Source organism: Streptomyces huiliensis, assembly GCF_020037025.1.
GTDB classification, from domain to species: domain Bacteria; phylum Actinomycetota; class Actinomycetes; order Streptomycetales; family Streptomycetaceae; genus Streptomyces; species Streptomyces huiliensis.
The window spans coordinates 1-21,572 of the sequence record NZ_JAIQLH010000068.1; the positions used below are offsets into that span (position 1 = coordinate 1).

Consider the following 21,572-nt stretch of genomic DNA (forward strand, 5'->3'; position numbering starts at 1 on the left):
GCTTTTGGGGGCCCCGGTCCCGCCCTTTCACCGTTTCTTGCGGGGGCAGGCCCCCGCACCCCCGCAACCGCGCTCCGCGCGGTTGTCCTCAAACGCCGGACGGGCTGGTGCGTGTCAGCCGCGCCGCAGCGCGAACGCCCGGCCCGGGTTGTGGACGAACAGCCCGGTGACGAAGTCCTCCCCGAACTCCCGTGCCAGGCGCGGCCGGAGTACTCGCAGCAGGTAGGGCATGCCGGGCCCCCCGTCGACCGACCGGGCGGCGGCCGTCGTCGTGTCCCCGCCGAGGAGGAGCTGTCCCGCGTGCCCGGCGTCGGCCAGGGCGGCCAGCTGGTCGAAGAGCCGCCAGTCGGTGGCGTGGTTGGCGCGTGACGGGCCGTCGAAGGCCAGGAAGGCCCCCGCCCGGGCCGCCTCCCGCTGTACGCGGAGGTCGGGGCAGCGGCCCAGGTGGCCGAGGACGACGGCGGAGGGCGGCATGCCGAGCGTGCCGCACAGCAGGTCGAGCACCTCCAGCGGCGCCGTGCCGAGCTCCAGGTGGACGGCCACGGCCGCGCCGGTCGCGTGGTGCGCCTCGGCGGCGGCGGTCATCGTGCGCCGGGCGTGCTCGTCGAGGCCGTGGAACCCGCCGGCGACCTTGACCAGGCCGGCGCGGACCGGGACCGCGGTCAGGTCGGTCACGAACTTCGCCGCCAGCGCGTCCAGTTCGGCGGGGGTCGGCGGCGGTGTGTAGTGCACCGCCTGGTGCATGCCGGTGGCCAGCACGACGTGGACACCCGTCGCGCGGGACGCCGCCACCACGTCGGCCGACCGTCGTCCCATGCCGCGCGGCGTCCACTGCACCACCGTCCCGCCGCCCGCCGCGGCGAAGGCGCGCAGTTCGGCCTCCGCCGCCCGGGCGTCGTCGAGTTCCCGGCCGGGCAGGAGGGGGCTGCGCAGGAAGAGGTGGTCGTGGGCGTCGACCGTGCCGAGCGCTTCCGCCGGGACGTCGCCGAGCACTGTCCGGACGACGGCGGTCACGCGGCCCCCTCCGTCGCGGTCGTCGCGGTCTCGTCGGCGCCGGTGGCCACCGTCAGCGCCGGCGCGGCGGCGCGCAGTCCGGCCAGCGCCTTCGGCACCCCGATGTAGGGGGCCAGGTGCACGAAGACCTCGACGATCTCCTCCTCCGTCAGCCCCACCCGCAGACCCGTGGTGACGTGCCCGGCCAGCTGCGGTTCCACGCCGCCCAGCGCGGTGAGCGCGGCCAGGTTGGCGATCTGCCGGTCGCGCAGGGACAGCCCGTCGCGCTGGTACGTACCGCCGAACAGACTGGTGACGATCCAGTCGGGGAAGCCGGGCGCCAACCGCTCCAGCCCGGGAAGCGTCGCCTCCCGCGTCCGTTCGTCCTGGAGCACCTCCAGCAGCCGGTACCCCGCGGCACGGTCGAACGCCGCGCCCCGCGGCTCCGTACCGATGTTCTCCGTCATGTCTTTCCTCCCACCCCAGAACGTGTGTAACGGCTGAGCCGTTACATCGACGCGGTCAATGTAACGCATCAGCCGTTACGATGGGGGCATGCCCGCAGCAGAGCACCTGGAGTTCCGGTTCGACCTCGGCGCGACCTGGCTCGACTTCCTCGCGACCAAGGGACGGACGTTCGGCACGCGGCCGGTCGAACGCGTCGCCACAGCCGAGCGGCTGGTGGAGTGGTTCGCCCGCGTCGAACTCACCCCCGTCCGGCCCCCCGACGCGGCCGACGTCGTCCGGGTCCACGCCGTGCGGGAGACCCTGCGCCTCCTCGCCCTGCCCGTCGTCGAGGGCGGGACCCCGCCCGCCGGCGCGGTCGCCGAGACCGCCCGCTTCCTCGCGGAGCAGCCCGACCCCGTACGCCTCACCGTCACCGACCGGCTGCTCCGCGAGCCCCCCGCCGACACCGGCGCCGCCCTCGCCCGGATCGTCCGACAGGCGGTCGGCCACCTCACCGGCCCCGAGCGCGCCACGCTCGCCGTCTGCCCCGAACACGACTGCCGCGGCCTCTTCGCCAACCCCACCGGCCGCCGCCGCTGGTGCCCCGCGCCGGCCTGCGCCAGCCGGGGCCGCGTCCGCGCCCTCCGCGAACGCCGGCGCGCGGAGGCGTAGAAGCAAGGGGGAAGGTGATCCACGTCGCGGCGGTCCCGGCGTTCCGCCCCTAGAGTCCGGCCATGGACAGACATCTGACGTTCGAGCGCCTGCACAACTTCCGTGACCTGGGCGGCTATCCCACCCGGGACGGAGCCACCGTGCGCTGGGGGCGGCTGTACCGCTCCGACTCGCTGGGCAAGCTCGCCGGAGCGGACCTCGACCGCTTCCTCGCGCTGGGCGTCGGCACCGTCATCGACCTGCGATACCCCTGGGAGATCGACGCCGCCGGACGGGCGCCCGAGCACCCGTCGTACACCTGGCACAACCTCAGCGTCGAACACCGCCCCTACGACCAGGCCGCCCTCGGCCCGGACGTCGCCCCCGGCCCCTACCTCGCCGAGCGCTACCTGGAGGTCGCCCACGACGGGGCCGCCGAACTGCGGCGCGCCCTCGACGTGATCGCCGGTGCGGGGGACGGACCGGAACCCGGGGCCGTGGTCTTCCACTGCGCCTCCGGCAAGGACCGCACCGGACTGCTCGCCGCCCTCGTCCTGACCCTGCTCGACGTCGAACAGGACGTCGTCGTCGAGGACTTCACGCTCACCGAGCGCGCCACCGCGCGGCTCGTCGCCGACTGGCGGGCCGGCCACCCGGGACGCGAACTCGCCTGGCCCGCCTACGGCACGGCGCCCGCCGACGTGATGAGCCTGTTCCTGGACGGCCTCGCCCGGCGGCACGGGTCCGTGAGCGGGTACGCAGAGAAGGTGCTGGGCGTGGACGACGCCCTGGTCGCGGCCCTGCGGCGGAACCTGCTCGAACCGGTGCCGGTGGCGTAGGCGGCGCGGGGGCCGAGTGTCGCTCCGGCCCCCGTACCGATCGCTCCGGCCCCCGTACCGATCGCCCCGGCCCCCGTCACGGCCGCTTGTGCCCCCGCGCCCACCGCATCCCCCACCCGTACAACCGGTCCAGATCCGACTGGAACCCGTACACGTACGTCGCCTCCCGACGCACCGTCAGATGCCCCTGCCGGTTCTCGATCAGCGCCACGGCGCAGGACCGCGCCTGCGGCACCCGCTCCCTCAGCTCCACGGCGAACTGGTGCCCGTCCGGCAGGTAGAACGTGAGCACGCTGTCCACCCGTCCGAACACGGGCGTGCAGTCGTAGTTGTAGACGAAGACCAGCATCCGCCGGAACTCGTCCCGCTTGTCCAGGTTGATGTACAGCGTCTCGCCCATCGGGCCGCCGAACCGGCTGTCCGCGCTGAGCGAGATGTACGGCGGCCGGTACAGGTCGCCGTGGAAGCCGCCCAGCGGCTGCACCACGCCCTTGGTGCCGTCGGTGAGTTCGTAGAGGCAGGCCAGGTCGAGGTCGGCGGAGACCACGGCCGGCCCGTGCACCTGCACCGAGGCGCCCAGCGGCGCGAACAGGCTGCGCAGCAGCCCCGACGGCCCGTCCCCGCCCGGACCGGTGTGCATGCTCCAGGTGAGGTTGACGCGGAGGGTGCCCCCGGTCGTCCCGTGGTGGGTGAGCCAGTCGGTGGGGTGGGCCTTCGAGAGGCGCTTGTGGTGCGGCGCGGCCCACTCGAACGCGTGCCGCGCCTCCTCGCGGCGGAGCGCGCCGCCGCGCAGGTAGGCCCATAGGCTGCCGTCCTCCTCCGCGGACGAGGCGTTCCTCCGGGCGGACGGGTCCTTGCCGTCCGACGGCGGGCGGCGGAACCGGTGCGGACGTGGGCGCATGGCTGACGTACTCCCTCTCGGCGTCGCTCGGTACGCGCGCCCGCTCGCGGGCACGCACCCTGAGCAACGCGGGAGGGCCGCCGGGGGACATGGGCGGCCCGCGACCGACCGGTCCGCGCGCCGGCCGCCGGCCTGCCGTCACCCCGCCGTCAGCCGGAACTCCGCAGCGCCGCAGCGGCCTTGGACCAGTTCCCGCGCAGGTTCGCGAGGTACGAACCGGCTTGCGACCCCGGCTTGACGCCCCGGGCGAACGCCGCCATGTTCCCCGCGCCCGCGTTGTACCCGAGGGCCATCAGCTCCTCCTTGGTGTACGACCCCGGCCAGGAACCCGGCAGTTGCACGGCCAGGTCCCGCAGGTGCCAGGACTCCGCCCGGATGGCGAGCGCGGGGTCGTCCGGCAGATCGAACCAGCTGCGGTTCGCGAAGGGGCGCCCGCGCTTGGTCTCGTCGTAGGCCGCCCGGTGCATGTTGGCCACCCCGAACGCGGAGTCCGGCTTCATCCTCTGCCAGGACTTCTCGAACTCCGGGTCGTGCGGCTTGTACGCCTCGTTGTAGAGGATCGCCATCACCAGCTGCGCGCTGACGCCCGCCTCCTTGGCGTACCGCTTCACCTCGGGGGCGTAGCGGGCGGGGTCCTGGTCGCCGTCCGGCTTCTCCGGGGACTTCTGGTCGATCGGGGTGGCCTTCGGCGACGGGCGGCCCTGGGACTTGCCGTCGTCCTTGCCGCCGCACGCGGTGGCCCCACCGGCGACGGCCGCCAGCACGACCAGCGCGGCCAACGACGGCCGGAGCCTGCGGTGCTTCCTCACGTTCTTCCTCCTGACGCGTCGCTGCGGGGCCCTCGCCATGACCGTACACAGCCCGCCGGACGGGTGCGGCGGGACACCCGGCGGGGGCGGACGCGGCCCATGGCATGCTGAAGCCGTGAACCGACCCGAGATCACCGTGACCTTCGCCCCCGAACTGCGGCTCTTCGTCCCCGCCGAACGCCGGGCCGAGCGGATGACCGTCGTCACCGACGGATCGTCGTCGCTCGGGCATGTGATCGAGTCGCTGGGCATGCCCCTCACCGAGGCCGGCCGGCTGCTCGTCGACGGCCGCGAGGTGCCCGTGTCCCACGTGCCGGGAGCGGGCGAGACGGTGGAGGTACGGGCGGTCGAGCGCCCGCAGCGGGTCCCCGGCGCGCCGCTGCGCTTCCTGCTGGACGTCCACCTCGGCACGCTCGCCCGGCGGCTGCGGCTGCTCGGCGTCGACGCCGCCTACGAGAGCGAGGACATCGGCGACCCGGCGCTCGCCGCCCGCTCCGCGGCCGAGCGCCGCGTGATGCTCTCCCGCGACCGCGGCCTGCTGCGCCGCAGGGAGCTCTGGGCCGGCGCCTACGTCTACAGCGACCGGCCCGACGACCAGCTGCGCGACGTCCTCGGCCGGTTCGCCCCGCCCCTCGCGCCGTGGACGCGCTGCACCGCCTGCAACGGGGAGCTGCGCGACGCCGACAAGGACTCCGTCGGCGAGCTCCTGGAGCACGGCACGCGCCGTACGTACGACGTCTTCGCGCAGTGCGCCGCCTGCGAGCGCGTGTACTGGCGCGGCGCGCACCACGCGCGGCTGGAGGCGATCGTGCAGGAGGCGCTGCGGGAGTTCGGCGGGGCCGAGGGGGTCGGACGCGAGGCGGGTTCGCTCACGGCAGGGTGAGGGTCACGGCAGGGCGAGGATCACGGCAGGGTGAGGATCCGCGGGCCGTCGTCCGTGACGGCCACGGTGTGCTCGATGTGCGCCGCCCGGCTGCCGTCGGCGGTCACCAGCGTCCACCCGTCCTCGGCGGTGCGGTAGGCGTCGCCGCCGCCGGCCATCAGCATCGGCTCGATCGCGAGCACCAGCCCGTGCCGCAGCGGGTAACCCCGGCCGGGACGGCCGCGGTTGGGCACGTGCGGGTCCTCGTGCATCTGCCGGCCGATGCCGTGGCCGCCGAAGTCGGCCGGCATGCCGCAGCGCGCCTTCGCCGCGACCCTGCCGACCGCGTGTGAGATGTCGCCCATGCGGTTGCCGGCCAGCGCGGCGGCGATGCCGGCGTCCAGCGCCTCCCGGGTTCGGGCGATGAGCTCGGTGTCGGCCGGCCGGGCCGTCCCGACGGTGAAGCTGACCGCCGCGTCGCCCGTCCACCCGTCGAGCCGGGCGCCGCAGTCGACGCTGAGCAGGTCGCCGTCGCGCAGCCGGTAGCCGGTGGGTATGCCGTGCACCACCGCGTCGTTGACGGATGTGCAGATCACTCCGGGGAACGGCACGGGCGCGAAGGACGGCCGGTAGCCGAGGAACGGCGACTCGGCACCCGCCGTCGCGAGGACCTCGCGGGCCACCTCGTCCAGCTCCCGCAGGCTCACCCTGACGGCCGCCGCCTCCCGTACGGCGGCCAGCGCGTGGGCCACCACCCGGCCCGCCTCGCGCATCGCCGCCAGCTCGCCGTCACTCTTGATCTCGACCATGTCCTCCGACGCTCCCCTCGTCCGACCCGACCGTCCGGTCTCGTGCCGGTATTGGTATCCCGGTATTTGTATCACGGTATAGATATCACGGTATTAGTATCGGGGCATGGTGAGAACTCCTCTGACCCCCTGGGAACGGCGCCGCGGCGAGATCTTCGGCGCCCTGGTGCGGCAGGCCCGGGGCGAACGCAGCATGGTGGAGGTCGCCGCGGCGGCCGGCGTCTCCGCGGAGACCCTGCGCAAGATCGAGACGGGCCGGGCGCCGACCCCGGCCTTCTTCACGGTGGCGGCGCTGGCCGGCGCTCTCGGCGTCTCCCTGGACGCGCTGGCCGCGGCGTCGGTGCCGGACGAGGGGGCGGAGGGGGTGGCCGGCGGGGCGGCGCTGTCGGCGTAGGGTTCGCACCCCTGTGTACACCGAGGCGCCCCCGGCGCGGTGGGTGCCGGGAGCGCCTCGGTGGATGGGGTGGCCGGCTCAGGACTCCTCGGCCGGAGCCGCGGCCTCTTCCTCCGCCGCCTCGGCGGGCGCCCCCTCCGCACCCTCCGCCTCTTCCTCTGCCTCCTCCTCGGGCAGCGCCTCGGTCTGCGCGGCGACGACCTGGAGGATGGCGGTGCTCTCGTCGACGGCCAGCGTCGTGCCGCGCGGCAGCTCCACGTCCCCCGCCCGGACCGTGTGCCCGGCCTCCAGGCCCTCGATCGACACCGTGAACCCCTCCGGGATGTGCGTGGCCTCCGCCTCCACGGGCAGTGCGTTGAGCATGTGCTCCAGCAGGTTGCCGCCGGGGGCCAGCTCGCCCTCCGTGTGCACGGGCACCTCGACGGTGACCTTCTCGCCCTTCTTGACGGCCAGGAAGTCCGCGTGGACGAGGAAGCCCTTCAGCGGGTCCCGCTGCACCTCCTTGGGGATCACCAACTCGCCGCCCTTGCCGCCGAGTTGCAGGCGCAGCAGCACGTTCGGTGTCTTCAGCGCCATCATCAGGGCGTGCCCGTCGAGCGTCACGTGCTTCGGTTCGGCGCCGTGGCCGTAGATGACCCCCGGTACCTTGTCGTCCCGACGGATGCGACGGGCGGCGCCCTTGCCGAAATCGGTGCGCGTTTCGGCGGCCAGCTTGACCTCGGCCATGACTGCTCTCCTCGTGTGTCGTCGTCTCGGGACCGTCCGGTGAGCGTCCCGGTGAGCGTCACCCGGACTCCGGCGGACCCGGTACGAAGAGAGCGCGACGGGACGGGATCGCCGCACCCCATGAGTACGGCCTCCCTCGCCGAGCGACGCGCGGCGAGTGTACCCAGCGGCGGAGGCGGATCGTCCGCTTTGTGCGCCGGATGGCGCACGGCGGCGGGGCGCGACCGTCGCCTCGTCAGCCCACGGGCCCCGGCCGTCCTGTCAGCCCACCGCGTCCCGCCATGTCAGGCCGCCGGGTCCCGCCGTACCGTCGCCGACATCCGGCGGACCGCCTCCCCGAGCACGTCCGGTGAGGCGGCGAGGTTGAGCCGGACGTGTCCGGTACCGCCCGCGCCGAAGGGCGGCCCCGACGTGAGCGCGACGCGCCCCCGTTCCAGGAAGGCGGCCGCCGGATCGTCGCCCAGGCCGGCCGCCCGGCAGTCCAGCCACGCCAGGTAGCCGCCCTCCGGCGGCCGGTACCCCACCTCGGGCAGCTCCCGCGCGAGCAGCTCGCCGAGCAGCCGGCGGTTCGCGTCCAGCCCGCCGAGCAGGGCGTCGAGCCAGCCGCCGGCGTGCCGCAGGGCGGCGGTGTGGGCCAGGACGCCGAGGTGGGACGGGCCGTGGCTCACCTCGGGTGGCAGCCGGCCCAGGCCGGCGGCGGCCTCCGGACCGGCCACGACCAGCGCGGCCTTGAGCCCGGCCAGGTTCCAGGCCTTGGACGCGGACAGCACCGAGAACGCGTCCTCCGCCCCCGGCACCGACAGGTACGGCACGAACTCCGCGCCCGGCAGCACCAGCGGGGCGTGCACCTCGTCGGCGACGACCCGCACCCCGTACCGTCGCGCCAGCTCCGCGACCGCCGTGAGCTCCGGCCGCGTGTGGACCGTCCCCGTCGGGTTGTGCGGGCTGCACAGCAGCAGGGCGGCGCGCCGTCCCGCCGCCGTGGCCTCGCGGAAGGCGGCCCGCAGGGCACCGGGGTCCAGCCGGCCCGTGCGGTCCAGCGGCGCCGCCACGACTCGCCGCCCCTCGTGGGCGACGAAGGCGTGGAACGGCGGGTAGACGGGCGGGGTGACCACCACCGCGTCACCCGGTCCCGTCACCAGCCGCAGCACCTCCACGACGCCCCGCATCACGTCGGCCACCACCGCCGTACGGTCCGTCGCGACCCCGTACCAGCCCCAGCGCTCCCGGGCGAACCCGGCCAGCGCCTCGGCGTAGCCCTCGCCCGTCGCGTACCCGGTGTCGCCCAGGGCGACGGCCTCGGCCAGCACCCGGGCCACGGGCTCCGGGAGCGGCACGTCCATCTCGGCGACCCACAGCGGCAGCACGTCCGGCGGATACGTCCGCCACTTCGCGCTCGTACGGCGGCGCAGCTCGCCGAGGGAGAGCCGGCGCAGCGGATCGGTGTGCTCGTACGACGACATGCGCCCATTGTGCGGCGGCGCAAGCCTCCTGACGAGGCGTCAGGACACGTCCTGCTCGCTCCTGTCCCCGCCCCACAGCGTGTGGAAGGACCCCTCGCGATCGGTGCGCCGGTAGGTGTGGGCGCCGAAGAAGTCACGCTGACCCTGCGTCAGGGCGGCGGGCAGGCGCTCGGCGCGCAGCGCGTCGTAGTAGGCGAGGGCGGCCGAGAAGCCCGGGGTCGGCACGCCGCGGCGCACGGCGGTGGCGACGACGTCGCGCCAGGCGTCCTGGGCGCGGCCCACCTCGTCCGCGAACCCCTCGTCGGCCAGCAGCGTGGGCAGGGAGGGGTCGGCGGCGAACGCCGCGCGGATCCGGTCGAGGAAGGCGGCGCGGATGATGCAGCCGCCCCGCCAGATGGCGGCCACGGCACCGAGGTCGATGTCCCACCCGTACTCGGCGCTCGCGGCGGCGATCATGTTCCAGCCCTGGGCGTAGGACACGAGCTTCGACGCGTACAGCGCCTCCTCCACCCGCGCCGCGAACGCCTCGGCCTCCTCGGCGTCCAGTGGCGCGGCGGCCGGCCCGGGCAGCGTCCGGGCCGCGTCGCGCAGCTCACGATGCCCGGACAGCGACCGCGCGAACACCGCCTCCGCGATCCCGGACACCGGCACTCCCAGGTCCAGCGCCGTCTGCACGGTCCACCGCCCGGTGCCCTTCTGCTCGGCCTCGTCCGCCACCACGTCCACGAACGGCCGCCCGCTCGCCGCGTCCGTGTGCGCCAGCACCTCGGCCGTGATCTCGATCAGATACGAGTTGAGCCGCCCGCTGTTCCACCCCCGGAACACCTCCGCGATCCGCGCCGGCCCGAACCCCGCCACCGTCCGCAGCAGGTCGTACGCCTCGGCGATCAGCTGCATGTCGGCGTACTCGATGCCGTTGTGCACCATCTTGACGAAGTGCCCGGCGGCGTCGGGCCCGATGTGCGTGCAACAGGGCGTCCCGTCGGGTGCCTTGGCGGCGATGGACTCCAGGAGGGGGCCCAGGGATTTGTAGGATTCGGCTGACCCGCCGGGCATGATGGCGGGCCCGTTGAGCGCCCCTTCTTCACCACCGCTGATCCCGGTCCCGACGAAGTGGATGCCCTTGTCGCGCAGGGCCTTTTCGCGACGGAGGGTGTCGTGGAAGTGGGCGTTGCCGCCGTCGATGATGACGTCGCCCTCGTCGAGGAGGGGAGTGAACTCGTCGATGACGGCGTCGGTGGGCTCGCCGGCCTTGACCATGACGACGATGCGGCGGGGCTTCTGGAGGGCCGCCACGAACTCCTCGGCGCTCTCGGCGGGGACGAAGGTCCCTTCGTGCCCGTGCTCGTCGACGAGGGCCTTGGTCTTGGCGTACGTGCGGTTGTGGACGGCCACGGTGTGCCCGTGGCGGGCGAAGTTCCGGGCGAGGTTGCTGCCCATGACGGCGAGGCCGGTGACGCCGATCTGCGCGGTGGGCTGGGTGGTGGTGGAGCTGGGCATCGCGGTGGTCCACTCCTGTCACGTGCGTCGAAGGCTTGTGCGGGGCGTCAACGTCGGTGGGATCGAAGATCTTCCCCTCGGGCAGCGGGGCGTCGCCCGGCCATCGTCGCACGGGGTGCGCGAAGCGGGCCGCAAGGTGGCCACGGGCCTGCCGTGCCGTTCGCCTGCGAGTCACCGGGTGACGGTCTGGCTGTCGCGCCCCGGAAGCATCGACAAGAGCTATGAGATCGACGGCGTGCGTGTCGTCCCGTACCGGGAGGGCATCGACTTCGCCGCCCACGCGCAGAAGGCGGACGTGCTGCTGTCCCACTTCGAGAACGTCCCGATCCTGGCGGGTCTCGCGAAGGCCCGGGACATACCCATGGTCGTCCTCTGTCACGACGACTTCACCGCGAGCTTCCACAACGCGGCGGGCGCCGACCTCGTCGTCTACAACAGCGAATGGATCCGGCGGGAAGGCGAGATCTTCTACGCCCGTTACCCCCGCGAATTCCTGCCCAAGCGCACGATTGTCGTCCGCCCACCCGTCATCGCGGAGGAATGGTGCGTTCGGGGCGGCGGAGCGTTCGAAGACCGGGCCTCTTCGGCCCGGCACGGCTCATGTGGTGGCGGAGCCCGTGCAGGTGGCGACGGGTGCGCCGCTCGTGACGCTTCCCGGGCCGAAGGTGTCGTTGAGGACCTGGGCGAACTCGGGGGTGATGTTCGTCGTCAGCCCGGTGGTCCGCACGCCCACCTTGGGCGGCATCACGGAGGTGACCGTCGGTTCGAAGGCCGCCGTCCCGTCGTACACGTGGGTGGTCATCCGGACGCCGGCCGGAGCGGCGGGGCTCTTCACCAGATAGCTCACGCTGCCGACCGGGAGCGTGTACTGGCCGTCGCTGACCTCCACGGTGCGGCCGGCCGGGTCGGTGTAGGTGAATCCCCCCTTGAAAGTGCCCTCGATCCGCATGGACCTGGCCAGCGCGACGGGATCCGTGAGCGCGGCGAGGTCGAAGCTGACCGTCCCCGTGCCGCCGGTCATCGCGAAGGAGCCGGGGACGTCGCCGGGAGCGAGGGGCTCGAAGGCCACTCCGTCCTTCTTCCAGGTCACCGTGCACTGGCCGGAGGCACTGACCAAGTCCAGGCTCACCGGTGCCCGGGCGTGTGCGGCCTGCAGCGCCAGGGCGCCGCCGGTGGCCAGGGTGCCGGTGGTCAGGGCGGCGGCGCCGAGGACGGCGGCTATGAAGGTTCGGGACAGGGTCATGGTGCCGGCCGTCCTTCGTCATCGGGGCTTCCCCCCGTCCCCATGCTCCGGATCCGGCGGTCCCTGGGCCATCGGGGGCGGCCGGACAGGTGACGTCGGGCCCGGACGGATCACCTCGGATGCGGCGGTCCGGAGGGCGGCCGAGGCTTCTTCCGGGGGCCGAGGAAGGAATGCGCGCGTGGCCGGGTCCGACGCTGTTGCCGTGGTGGGAGTGGGGTGCCGGCTGCCGGGCGGCATCCGCTCGCTGGACGCCCTGTGGGAGACGCTGGCGGCCGGCCGGGACACGATCGGTGAGGTCCCCCCGGAGCGTTTCGACGCGTCGTCGTTCACCGGGGCGGACGTGCCCTGCCCGCCGGGCCTGTCGTACACCTCGGCGGGCGGCTTCCTCGAGGACGATCCCGCGCTCTTCGACGCGGACTACTTCCGGATGTCGCCCAAGGAGGCGTCACGCGTCGATCCGCAGCAGCGGCTGTTGCTGGAGTGCGCGGTGGAGGCACTGGACGACGCGGGCCTGGACGCGGCCGGGCTGGCGGGCGGCGACACCGCCGTGGTGATGGGCGCCTGTACGTCCGAGCACTTCATCCTCCAGCAGCGCCGGCTGCGGACGATGAACGCCTACACGATGAGCGGGGGAGCTGGCGGCAACACCGCCAACCGGATCTCCCACTTCCTCGACGTGCGCGGACCGTCCCTGGCCGTCGACACCGCCTGCTCTTCCGGACTGACGGCGGTGCACACCGCCTGTGAGCAGGTGCGCTCCGGACGCAGTGCGTTGGCGCTGGCGGGCGGGGTGAACGTCCTGCTGGGCCCGGGCGGGTTCGTGGGATTCTCCCAGGCCTCGATGCTGTCGCCCACCGGCCGTTGCCGGCCCTTCTCCGCGGCGGCGGACGGGTTCGTCCGGGCCGAGGGTGCGGGGGTGCTCGTCCTCAAGCCGCTGGCCGCGGCGCTGGCGGACGGCGACCGGGTGCACGCGGTGATCGTGGCGAGCGGGATGAACGCGGACGGCCGCACGGCCGGGCTCCCGATGCCCAGTGCGCAGGCACAGGCCGCGCTGCTGCGCGACGTCTACGAGCGGGCCGGGATCGCCCCCGAAGAGGTGGCCTACGTGGAGGCCCACGGCACGGGGACGCAGGTGGGCGATCCGGTGGAGTGCGAGGCCCTGGGCGCGGCGCTGGGCCGGCACCGGGCGGACGGCGGGCTGCCGATCGGCTCGCTCAAGCCCAACCTGGGCCATCTGGAAGCGGCTTCGGGGATCGCCGGGCTCCTCAAGGGCCTGCTCGTGCTGCGCGAGGGCCGGATCCCGGCGACGCTCCACGCCGAACCCCTCAACGACGCCATCGACTTCGCCGGCCTGGGCCTCGCCCCGGTGACCACGGACCGCCCGCTGCCACGCACCGGACGCGGCCTGGTCGGGGTCAACTCCTTCGGCTTCGGCGGGGCCAACACCCATGTGGTGCTGGCGCCGGCGCCGGTCGCCCGCGGGACGGTGCCGCACACGGAAAGGCTGCCGGTCCTGGTGTCCGCGCGGACCCCCGAGGCGCTGGCCGCCGCGGCCGGCGCCTGGGCGGACCGCTTGGCGGACGCCGGGCCGGACGCCTTCTACGACCTCGCGTTCACCTCGTTCCGCCGCACCCGCCACGAGCACCGGCTGGCACTGCTGGCGGACGGACCGCGAGAGGCGGCGGACGCGCTGCGCACGGCGGCACGCGGTGAGCCGGATGCCGCCTGCGCCTCGGCCGTGGCGGTACGCGGCGGCCGGACGGCCTTCGTGTTCTGCGGCGGCGGGGCCAACTGGGTGGGCATGGGGCGCGAACTCCTCGCCACCGACCAGGCGTTCACGGCCGAGGCGGCCGCGGTGGACGAGGAACTGACGCACCGGCTGGGATGGTCCGTGCTGGAGGAGATGGCTCACCCGGACGACCCGGAGCGGTGGGACCGCACCGAGGTGGCGCAGCCGCTGCTGTTCGCGGTGCAGGCCGGGCTGGTGGCGGCACTGGCCGCGCGCGGGATCACCCCGGCCGCCGTCACCGGGCACAGCGTCGGGGAGGTCGCGGCGGCGTACTGCGCCGGCGCCCTGGACCGCGCGGCCGCCTGCCGGGTGATCGTGGAACGCGGCAAGGCCCAGGCCATGACCGCCGGTTCGGGCCGCATGGCGGCGGTCGGACTGGGCGAGGAAGAGGCGGTACGGCTCCTGGAGGACCGCTGCCCGGGCCGCCTGGTGGTCGCCGCGGTCAACAGCGACCGGGACGTGACGGTCGCCGGCGACGCCGGAGCGCTGGCCGCGCTCGGCGCCGAGCTCACCGCCGAGGGCGTCTTCTTCCGGGACATCGGACTCGACTACGCCTTCCACACCGCGGCCATGGACCCGTTGCGGGACGCCGTCAAGTCCGGACTGGCCGGGCTCGCCGTCGGCGACGGCCGGCTGCCGGTGGTGTCCGGGGTCACCGGGGAACGGGTGGAGAGCCGCTTCCTGGATGCCGACTACTGGTGGAGCAGCCTGCGCGAGCCCGTGCGGTTCTCCCGCGCCGTGGCGGAGCTGACCGGGCCGGAGGGCTGCGACGCGCTCGTGGAGATCGGCCCGCACCCGGTGCTGGCCACCTACCTGCGCCGGGCCGCCGCCCCCGGCACACCGGTGGCGGTGGTGCCCACCCTGCGCCGTACCGACGCCGGACCCGCCGCGCTCGACCGGACCGAGGCACACCTCCTGGCCGCCGGTGCCACCGGCGAACGGCGGTACTTCCCCCGCCCGGGCCGGGTCGTGACCACCCCCGCGTATCCCTGGCAGCGCGAGCGGCACTGGAACGGGGAACCCTCGTGGTGGTACGAGCGCGCCACGGAGGCCGAAGCGGGCCCGTCCCACCCGCTGCTGGGCCACCGGCAGCCGACGGCCCTGCCCACGTGGAGCCGGAGACTCGCGCCGGGCGGCCCGCGGTGGCTGGCCGATCACACGGTGGGCGGCGCCGTGGTGCTCCCCGCCTCGGCCTTCCTCGAACTGGCCCTGGCCGCCGGCGAGCCGACCCTCGGCGGGCCGGTGGAAGCGACCCGGCTCGCCATCCGCCGCTCCGTGACCGTGCCGTCCGACTCCTCGGGGACAGAGCTCGTCCTCGACTGTTCGCTCTCGCCTCAAGGAGAATTCACGGTCGCCACCCGCCGGGGCACCGACGGCGAGTGGGTGGAGCACGCCCGCTGCCGGGTAAGGCGGCTGCTGCGCGACCGCCCGCCCGCCCTCGACGCGGCGGCCGTCGCCCGGCGTCTGCCGGGGCACCGCGCGGCCGAGGCGCACTACGCGGCCGCCGAGCGCACGGGCGTGCGCTACGGCCCGGCGTTCCGCCCGCTGACCGGCCTGCGCACCGGGGACGGCGAGGTCCTGGCCTCCTACGCCGCGGACCCCGGCACCGGCACCGGCTACCTCGCCCATCCCGCGCTCCTCGACGGCGCCCTCCAAGCGGTCCTGCCACTCGCCCAGGCCGCGCTGGGCGAGCGCATGGCCTTCCTGCCCATCGGCTTCGAGGCCGTGCGCTGCTGGCAGCCCCTGCCCACGGCCGGCACCGTGCACGTCCGCACACATGCCGCGCCGTCCCAGGAGCCGTCGTGGAGCCTCACCATCGCCGGTGAGGACGGCACCGTGGCCCTGGAACTGCTCGGTATCCGGGCCCAGCGGTTCGACGCCGTGCCGACGGCCCCGCCGTCCCGCCTCACCGAAGTCCTGCGCGCCGCTCCGCTGCCCGGCCCGGCGGCGCCGAGCGAGGGACGTCCGCCGGCGGACGTCCTGGCCGCCGCGGCACCGGGACTCACAGCGCTGACAGCGCGCTGGCACGCCCATCCCTACGCTCGCGGCCGCGCGTCCGCCATGGAGATCTCGGCACACTGCACCGCCGCCGCGGTCGCCGGACTCCTTCCCGACCGGGAGCGTTTCACGATCGAGGACCTGCTGCTGGCCGGCGCCCTACCCCGCCACGTGCGGCTGCTGCGCACCTTGCTGGCGACCGCCGCCGAGTACGGGCTGTTCACGGCCGAGGACGGCGGCTGGCGACGGGCCGCGGACCCCGACCCGCACCGCGTCCTCCAGGACGCCGTGCGCACGATGCCCGCCGCGATCACCACGTTCCACACCCACGCCGTCTGCGGCCTCCGCCTGGCCGGAGTGCTCCGCGGCGAGTGCGACCCGCTGGAACTGCTCTTCTTCGGGCCCGACCCCCTGGCCGCCCGCTACTACGATGCCGACGGGATCAACCGCTACCACGGCGAGGTCGCCCGGCTGCTCGTCCGCGCCCTGAGCGCCGGCCGCCCCGCCGACCGCCCGCTGCGCGTCCTGGAGGTCGGCGCGGGCACCGGGGGAACGACCGCCCTGATCCTGCCGGAACTCCCGCCCGGACGCTGCCGGTACGTCTACACCGACGTCTCGGCCGTCTTCTTCCCACAGGCCCGTCACCGCTTCCGGGACTTCCCCTTCCTCACCTGCCGGCGCCTCGACCTGACCGCCGACCCCGCCGAGCAGGGCTTCGAGGACGGTTCCTTCGACCTCGTCATCGCCGCCAACTCCCTGCACACCGCGCACGACCCGGACCGGGCGCTGTCCCATGTGCACCGGCTGCTCGCCGACGACGGCCATCTCCTCGCTCTGGAATCCCACCACACGCCCTTGGTCGCACCGGTCTTCGGGCTGCTCGACTCCTTCTGGCCCGCGGGCGGCACCGCCCCCCTGCTCGCGTACGAAGAGTGGCAGTCCCTGCTGGAGCGCAACGGCTTCACCGGGACCGTCCGCGCCGGAGATCCCGAAGAACCCGCGCGCGGCGACCAGTCCGTCCTCCTCGCCGCCCGCCACCCGCGCCCGCCGTGCGCACCGGCCCCCGCTCCGGCCGACGGCCGCCGGCGGCTGCTGGCACCGCTGTACGCGACGGGGGACGACGACGGGATCCTGGCCGCCCTGCGGTCCCGGCTGACGCCCGGCACGGTGTCCCCGGCCGAGGCCGGTACGGACCCGGGGGCCTGGGCCGAGTACCTCGGAGCCGGCACGGCCCCCGTGGACGTCCTGCTGACGGCCGGGGCGGACGACGGCCCGGCCGCCGAGCGCGCCGGGCGGGCCCTCCACGGCTGCGCCGTCCTGCGGGCCCTCGCCGACGCGGCCCTGCGACTGCCGCGGGAACGGGAGGTGACCGTCTGGCTCGTCCTCCACGGGGACGCCTTCGACGAGCGGTCCGTCCCCGGGCACGCGGGCGCGGGCGCCGCCCTGTGGGGCGCGGCCCGCTCCCTGGCCAACGAGCACCCGCGACTGCGGGTCCGCCGGGTCGCGCTCTGCACCGCCGGGGACGGGACGGAGGTGCCGGCCGGGCGGCTGGCCGACGAACTCCTCGCCTGTGACGACGGGAACGACGCCGACGAGGACGAGGTCGTCCTCACCCCCGGCGGCCGGTTCGTCCCCCGGGTGGTGCCCCTGCCTCCGTACCGGCGCCCCTCGTCGGGTCCCGGGCTGCCGCGCGGTTCGTACTCCCTGATGGTGGAGAACCCCGGCCTGCGTTACAGGCTGGGGTGGGCCCCCTGCGAGACGCCGGTACCCGGCCCCGGCGAGGTCGTCGTCGAGGTGGCGGCCGTGGGGCTCAACTACCGCGACGTCCTCACCGTCACCGGGCTGGTGCCCATGCCGACCACCGCCGTCGGCCTGGAGTGCGCCGGCACGGTCACGGCCGTCGGCCCCGGGGTGCGCCACCCGGCCCCCGGCGACCGGGTGATGGGGATGTCGAACGCCTGCCTGGGCACCCACGCCCGGTGCCGCGCCGACCGGGTCGTGCCCGTCCCCGACACCATGACATTCGCGGAGGCCGCCACCCTGCTCTGCGCCTTCCTCACCGTGCAGCACGGCCTGGGCCATCTCGCCAGGCTCGCGGCGGGGGAGCGCGTGCTCGTGCACGGGGGCGCGGGCGGCGTCGGACTGGCCGCGCTCCAGTACGCCCGGCGGGCCGGCGCCCGGGTGACCGCCACCGCGGGCACTCCCGCCAAACGCGACCTGCTGCGCCTGCTCGGCGCCGAACACGTCCTGGACTCGCGGGGGTTGCGCTTCGCCGACCAGGTCCTCGAGGTGACCGGCGGCGAGGGTGTCGACATCGTGCTCAACTCCCTGGCGGGCGAGGCCATGACCCGCGGTCTGGACGTACTGCGCCCCGAGGGCCGCTTCGTCGAGCTGGGCAAGCGGGACCTGCTGGACGACAACGCGCTTCCCCTCGGCGCGTTCGAGAAGTCCCTCTCGTACTTCGTGGTCGGCGTCTTCCCCTGGGCCACGGCGGCCAGCCCGCGCGCCGACGCCCATCTCGCGGCGTTGCGGGACGCCGTGCACCACGGTGACCTCCGTCCCCTGCCCCTGAGCACCTACCCCGCCCACCGGGTACGGGAGGCGTTCGCCTGCCTCCAGCACTCCCGGCACATCGGCAAGGTCGTCGTCACCTTCGACCCCGACGAGCCCGTGTCCGTGACACCGCCCGCCGCACCGCCGCCGCTCGACGCCCGGGCGACGTATCTCATCACCGGGGGCCTCAGCGGCCTCGGCGCGGCCACCGCCCGCCATCTGGCCCGCCGGGGAGCCCGCCACCTGACCCTCGTCGGCCGCCGGGGAACCGGCACACCCGAGGGGCCCGCCCTCCTCGACGACCTCGCGGAAGCCGGTGCCGAGGCCGCGGTGCACGCCGTCGACGCGAGTGACGTCCCGTCGCTGCGCGGCGTGCTGGACGCCATCGACACCGGCGGACGGCGGCTGGCCGGCGTCGTGCACGCGGCCATGGTCCTGGACGACGCCCCGCTCACCGACCTCACCGACGAGCGCCTGCGGGCCGTCCTGGCCCCCAAGATGACCGCCGGGCTCCTGCTCGACGACCTCACCCGCCACCGCGACCTCGACTTCTTCGTCACCTACAGCTCCGCGGCGGCTCTGGCCGGCAACCTGAGGCAGACTCCGTACGCCGCCGGGAACCTGGCGCTCGACGCCATGGTCCGTGCGCGGCGGCGGGCCGGTCTCCCGGGCCTGTCCGTGCGCTGGGGAGCCCTCGACGACGTCGGCTTCGTCCGGCGGGCCCGGGACACGGGGCGGACCGTGGTGCCGTACTCCGTCACGACCCTCTCGTCGGAGGAGGCACTGGCCGAACTCGACGCGCTGCTGGCGCGACCCGACGTGGACGTCGTGACCGTCGGCCGGTTCGACTGGGACCGTGCCGCGCCGTTCCTGCACACGCTGTCCGCCCCGCGCACGGCCGGTCTGCTACCGGACGAAAAGGACACCGCCGGCGTCCCCGGCACCGTGCCGTCCGACCCCGCACGGGCCGCGGACGTCCTGGCCGAACTGCTCGCCCGGGTCCTGCACACCGCTCCCGACCGCGTCGACCGTACCCGCCCCCTGGAGCAGATGGGCATGGACTCACTGACGGCCTCCGAACTCGCGGTCCTGATCCGGCAGCGCTTCGGCCGCACGATCCCCACCATGGAGCTGCTGGGCACGACGACCCCGGCCGAGCTCGTCGGCCGCCTCCTCGCCCGCCACGCCGAGGCCGCCCGATGACCGTCCTGCTCACCGGGGGCACCGGCTTCCTCGGCCTCCACCTCATCCGTGAACTCCTCGCCCGGCACGACCGCCTGACCCTCCTGGCCCGGGCCGCCTCCCCGCCCGCCCTACCGCGCGTCGCACGCTTCCTGCGCCACCACGGCATGCCGGACCACGAGACGCGACGGCTGCCGGAACGCCTGCGCGTGGTCGACGGCGACGTCACCGCCCCCCGCCTGGGCCTGCCGGAGCCGGCCTTCCGGCGGCTGGCCGACGAGGCCGACACGGTCTGGCACTGCGCCGCCGACATCAGCCTCGACCCGGCCGGCTCCGCCGTCCGCACCGCCAACACCAACGGCATGCGGCAGGTGCTGGCCCTGCTCGACGCCGGGGAGCGCGCTCCCCGGCTCGTCCACTCCGGCAGCCTCGCCGTGGCGGGGGCCCAAGAGGACGGCACGGTCCCCGAGACGCTGCTCGACGGCGCCCACGGCTTCAACTCCCCCTACGAGGAGTCCAAGTTCCTCTGCGAACTCCTCGTCCACGACTGGTGCACACGCCGGGGGCGCTCCGCGGCGGTCTTCCGCCTGCCCGGCCTGGTCACCGCCACGCCCGCCTATCCCGGACGGCCACGCGGCCCGCTGGACGTCTGCACGCCCCTGATACACACGATGCTCCGGACCCTCCCGGAGGTCGTCGGCCCCACCGGGACGGTCCGCCTGCCGGGCACCCGCCCGGACGCCGTGCACAACTACCTGCCCGTGGAGCACGTCGCCCGCGTCATGGCGGAATCCCTGGACCGCGCGCCGTCCACCGGCGGCATGTACCTGCAGCACATCGCCCACCAGGAGGGCACGCCCGTGTCCGCGCTCCTCGCGGCCGTCACCCGCGGGCTCGGCGGCAGTCCCACCTTCGTCCTCGACCCGGAACCGCCCGGGACGGAAGCGGAACGGACCATGCACCGGCGATGGGTCCGGTACCTGCCCTTCATGCGGCAGCGCCGTCGCTACGAGGTCACCCGGGCGGCGGCCCTGGGGCTCGCCTGGCCCGCGGGCCGGCCTCTCGACGAGGCGTACCTGTCGTCCCGTCCGACGTGAACGGGAGGGCAGGGGAAATGACTTCTCCGGTGAGCCCGCGCGAGATCGGTGTGGACCCCGCGGCCGAAGCGCTCCTCGCCTCGGTCGTGGCCGACGCGCGGGAAGGGCAGTACGCGACGTACCACCGGCTGCGCACCATGGCACCGCTCCTGCGCACCTCCAACGGCACGCTGGTGCTGACCCGTTACGAGGACTGCGCCACCGCGATCCGCCACCGCGACCTCGGAGCGGCCCGGCCGACGGTCTGGAGCACGCACGGCAGGGCCGGGGCCTCCCTCCACTCCCTCGTGGGGATCCTGCCGTTCAGCGACCCCCCGGACCACACCCGGTTGCGCCGCGCGGTCGCATCGGCCTTCACCGCCGACGCCGTCGAGCGGCTGCGCGCGTCCGTCACCCGCCATGCGGAGACGTGCGTCGCCGGCCTGGCCGACCACGGCGACTTCATGGCCGCTGTGGCCCGGCCCCTGACGCTCCATGTGACCGCCGAACTCCTCGGCGTCCCCGCCGCGGACCGCCCCTTCCTCGCGACGGTCGCCCAAGCGGCGGCGGCACTCGTGGAGCCCTTCACCGACGAACCGACGCTCGCCCGGACGGCCGCGGCGGCCCGCGAACTGTACGCCTACTTCACCGACGTGCTCGCGGAAAAGCGCCGGCACCCCGCTCCGGACCTGCTGAGCCGGCTGGAATCGTCCCGGGACGAATCGGGCCTGGACACTCTCGAAGTCGTCGCCCTCGCCGCCACCTTGTTCGTCGCGGGCTGCAACGCGGCCCATATGCTCGGCAACGGCCTGCGCGCGCTCCTCGACACCCCCGCGCAGTTCGCACTGCTGCGCCGCCGGCCGGACCTCACGGCGTCCGCCGTCGAGGAAATGCTGCGCTACGACCCCCCTGTCCAGGTCATGGCCCGCCGCGCGCGGACGGCGCTGACCCTCGCGGGTCTGGAAATCGAGGCCGGCGCCCTGGTCGTGGCCGTGCTCGCGGCCGCGAACCGCGACCCCGACCGGTTCACCGACCCGGACCGCTTCGACATCATCCGCGACGAAGGGCCCCACCTCTCCTTCGCCGGCGGTGCTCACTACTGCCTCGGCTCTCAACTGGCCCGTCTGCAAGCGGAGATCGTCTTCAGTCGGCTGCCGGCAGTCTGGGGCCGGATCGAACCCGCCGGGCCCGCGGTACTGCGGCCGGAAAGCACGATGCGCAGGCTGCAGAGCCTGCCGGTCCGGGTGCACGCGGCCTGAAGCCGACGGGCGCTCTCACCCTCACCTCGTCACCGAACGCCGCCCGTACGCCAAGAGCGCCGTCCACGCCCGGTGGTT

At 74.6% G+C, this 21,572-nt stretch carries 16 protein-coding genes; 7 read left to right on the plus strand and 9 right to left on the minus strand.

Annotated elements, in window-relative coordinates; all coding sequences use genetic code 11:
- Positions 1-114: 114 nt before the first annotated feature.
- Both JNW98_RS14240 and JNW98_RS14245 read right to left on the minus strand, forming a co-directional pair.
- The gene (locus JNW98_RS14240) at positions 115-1,014 is read right to left on the minus strand and encodes a phosphotriesterase family protein (protein WP_223768566.1); all 900 of its coding nucleotides are present in this window, start codon (positions 1,012-1,014) and stop codon (positions 115-117) included.
- Positions 1,011-1,460 carry a carboxymuconolactone decarboxylase family protein gene (locus JNW98_RS14245; protein ID WP_223768567.1) on the minus strand — a complete coding sequence of 150 codons (450 nt, stop codon included), beginning with the start codon at positions 1,458-1,460 and terminating at the stop codon, positions 1,011-1,013. The genes JNW98_RS14240 and JNW98_RS14245 overlap by 4 nt, the downstream gene beginning before the upstream one ends.
- An 88-nt stretch (positions 1,461-1,548) precedes the next feature.
- On the opposite strand from JNW98_RS14245, the gene JNW98_RS14250 reads away from it, so the two are divergent.
- Both JNW98_RS14250 and JNW98_RS14255 read left to right on the plus strand, forming a co-directional pair.
- The gene (locus JNW98_RS14250) at positions 1,549-2,112 is read left to right on the plus strand and encodes a CGNR zinc finger domain-containing protein (protein WP_223768568.1); all 564 of its coding nucleotides are present in this window, start codon (positions 1,549-1,551) and stop codon (positions 2,110-2,112) included.
- A gap of 62 nt (positions 2,113-2,174) precedes the next feature.
- On the plus strand, positions 2,175-2,930 hold the full coding sequence (locus JNW98_RS14255; RefSeq protein ID WP_223768569.1) for a tyrosine-protein phosphatase: 756 nt from the start codon (positions 2,175-2,177) through the stop codon (positions 2,928-2,930).
- Between the two features lie 76 nt (positions 2,931-3,006).
- Here JNW98_RS14255 and JNW98_RS14260 read toward each other — a convergent pair whose 3' ends face one another.
- Entirely contained in the window at positions 3,007-3,831 is an 825-nt protein-coding gene (locus JNW98_RS14260; RefSeq protein ID WP_223768570.1) for a Tellurium resistance, read from the minus strand.
- A 149-nt stretch (positions 3,832-3,980) separates the two neighbouring features.
- Positions 3,981-4,640, minus strand: a complete 660-nt coding sequence (locus JNW98_RS14265) for a lytic transglycosylase domain-containing protein (protein ID WP_223768571.1) — start codon at positions 4,638-4,640, stop codon at positions 3,981-3,983.
- Between the two features lie 115 nt (positions 4,641-4,755).
- Between JNW98_RS14265 and JNW98_RS14270 the strand changes: the two genes are divergently transcribed.
- A complete protein-coding gene (locus tag JNW98_RS14270) occupies positions 4,756-5,523 on the plus strand; it encodes a Mut7-C RNAse domain-containing protein (RefSeq protein WP_223768572.1) in 768 nt (255 codons plus the stop codon).
- A gap of 20 nt (positions 5,524-5,543) precedes the next feature.
- Here JNW98_RS14270 and map read toward each other — a convergent pair whose 3' ends face one another.
- Positions 5,544-6,311 carry a type I methionyl aminopeptidase gene (gene map, locus JNW98_RS14275; protein ID WP_223768573.1) on the minus strand — a complete coding sequence of 256 codons (768 nt, stop codon included), beginning with the start codon at positions 6,309-6,311 and terminating at the stop codon, positions 5,544-5,546.
- Between the two features lie 106 nt (positions 6,312-6,417).
- Between map and JNW98_RS14280 the strand changes: the two genes are divergently transcribed.
- The gene (locus JNW98_RS14280; RefSeq protein WP_223768574.1) at positions 6,418-6,705 is read left to right on the plus strand and encodes a helix-turn-helix domain-containing protein; all 288 of its coding nucleotides are present in this window, start codon (positions 6,418-6,420) and stop codon (positions 6,703-6,705) included.
- A 78-nt stretch (positions 6,706-6,783) separates the two neighbouring features.
- Here JNW98_RS14280 and JNW98_RS14285 read toward each other — a convergent pair whose 3' ends face one another.
- The 4 genes from JNW98_RS14285 to JNW98_RS14300 form a co-directional block, all read right to left on the minus strand.
- A complete protein-coding gene (locus JNW98_RS14285; protein WP_223768575.1) occupies positions 6,784-7,431 on the minus strand; it encodes a 50S ribosomal protein L25/general stress protein Ctc in 648 nt (215 codons plus the stop codon).
- 284 nt (positions 7,432-7,715) lie between these two features.
- Positions 7,716-8,894, minus strand: a complete 1,179-nt coding sequence (locus tag JNW98_RS14290) for a MalY/PatB family protein (RefSeq protein ID WP_223768576.1) — start codon at positions 8,892-8,894, stop codon at positions 7,716-7,718.
- A gap of 39 nt (positions 8,895-8,933) precedes the next feature.
- On the minus strand, positions 8,934-10,394 hold the full coding sequence (gene gnd / locus JNW98_RS14295) for an NADP-dependent phosphogluconate dehydrogenase (protein WP_223768577.1): 1,461 nt from the start codon (positions 10,392-10,394) through the stop codon (positions 8,934-8,936).
- Between the two features lie 598 nt (positions 10,395-10,992).
- A complete protein-coding gene (locus JNW98_RS14300; protein WP_223768578.1) occupies positions 10,993-11,637 on the minus strand; it encodes a hypothetical protein in 645 nt (214 codons plus the stop codon).
- Between the two features lie 178 nt (positions 11,638-11,815).
- Here JNW98_RS14300 and JNW98_RS14305 point away from each other — a divergent pair, with 178 nt between their 5' ends.
- From JNW98_RS14305 to JNW98_RS14315, 3 genes are read left to right on the plus strand one after another with little or no spacing between them, the layout of a single operon-like run.
- Complete coding sequence (locus JNW98_RS14305) at positions 11,816-19,180, plus strand: type I polyketide synthase (protein ID WP_223768579.1); 7,365 nt, start codon at positions 11,816-11,818, stop codon at positions 19,178-19,180.
- Entirely contained in the window at positions 19,177-20,256 is a 1,080-nt protein-coding gene (locus JNW98_RS14310) for an SDR family oxidoreductase (RefSeq protein WP_223768580.1), read from the plus strand. Before JNW98_RS14305 ends, JNW98_RS14310 begins: the two co-directional genes overlap by 4 nt.
- Positions 20,257-20,273: 17 nt before the next feature.
- On the plus strand, positions 20,274-21,494 hold the full coding sequence (locus JNW98_RS14315) for a cytochrome P450 (RefSeq protein WP_223768581.1): 1,221 nt from the start codon (positions 20,274-20,276) through the stop codon (positions 21,492-21,494).
- The last annotated feature ends 78 nt before the right edge of the window (positions 21,495-21,572 follow it).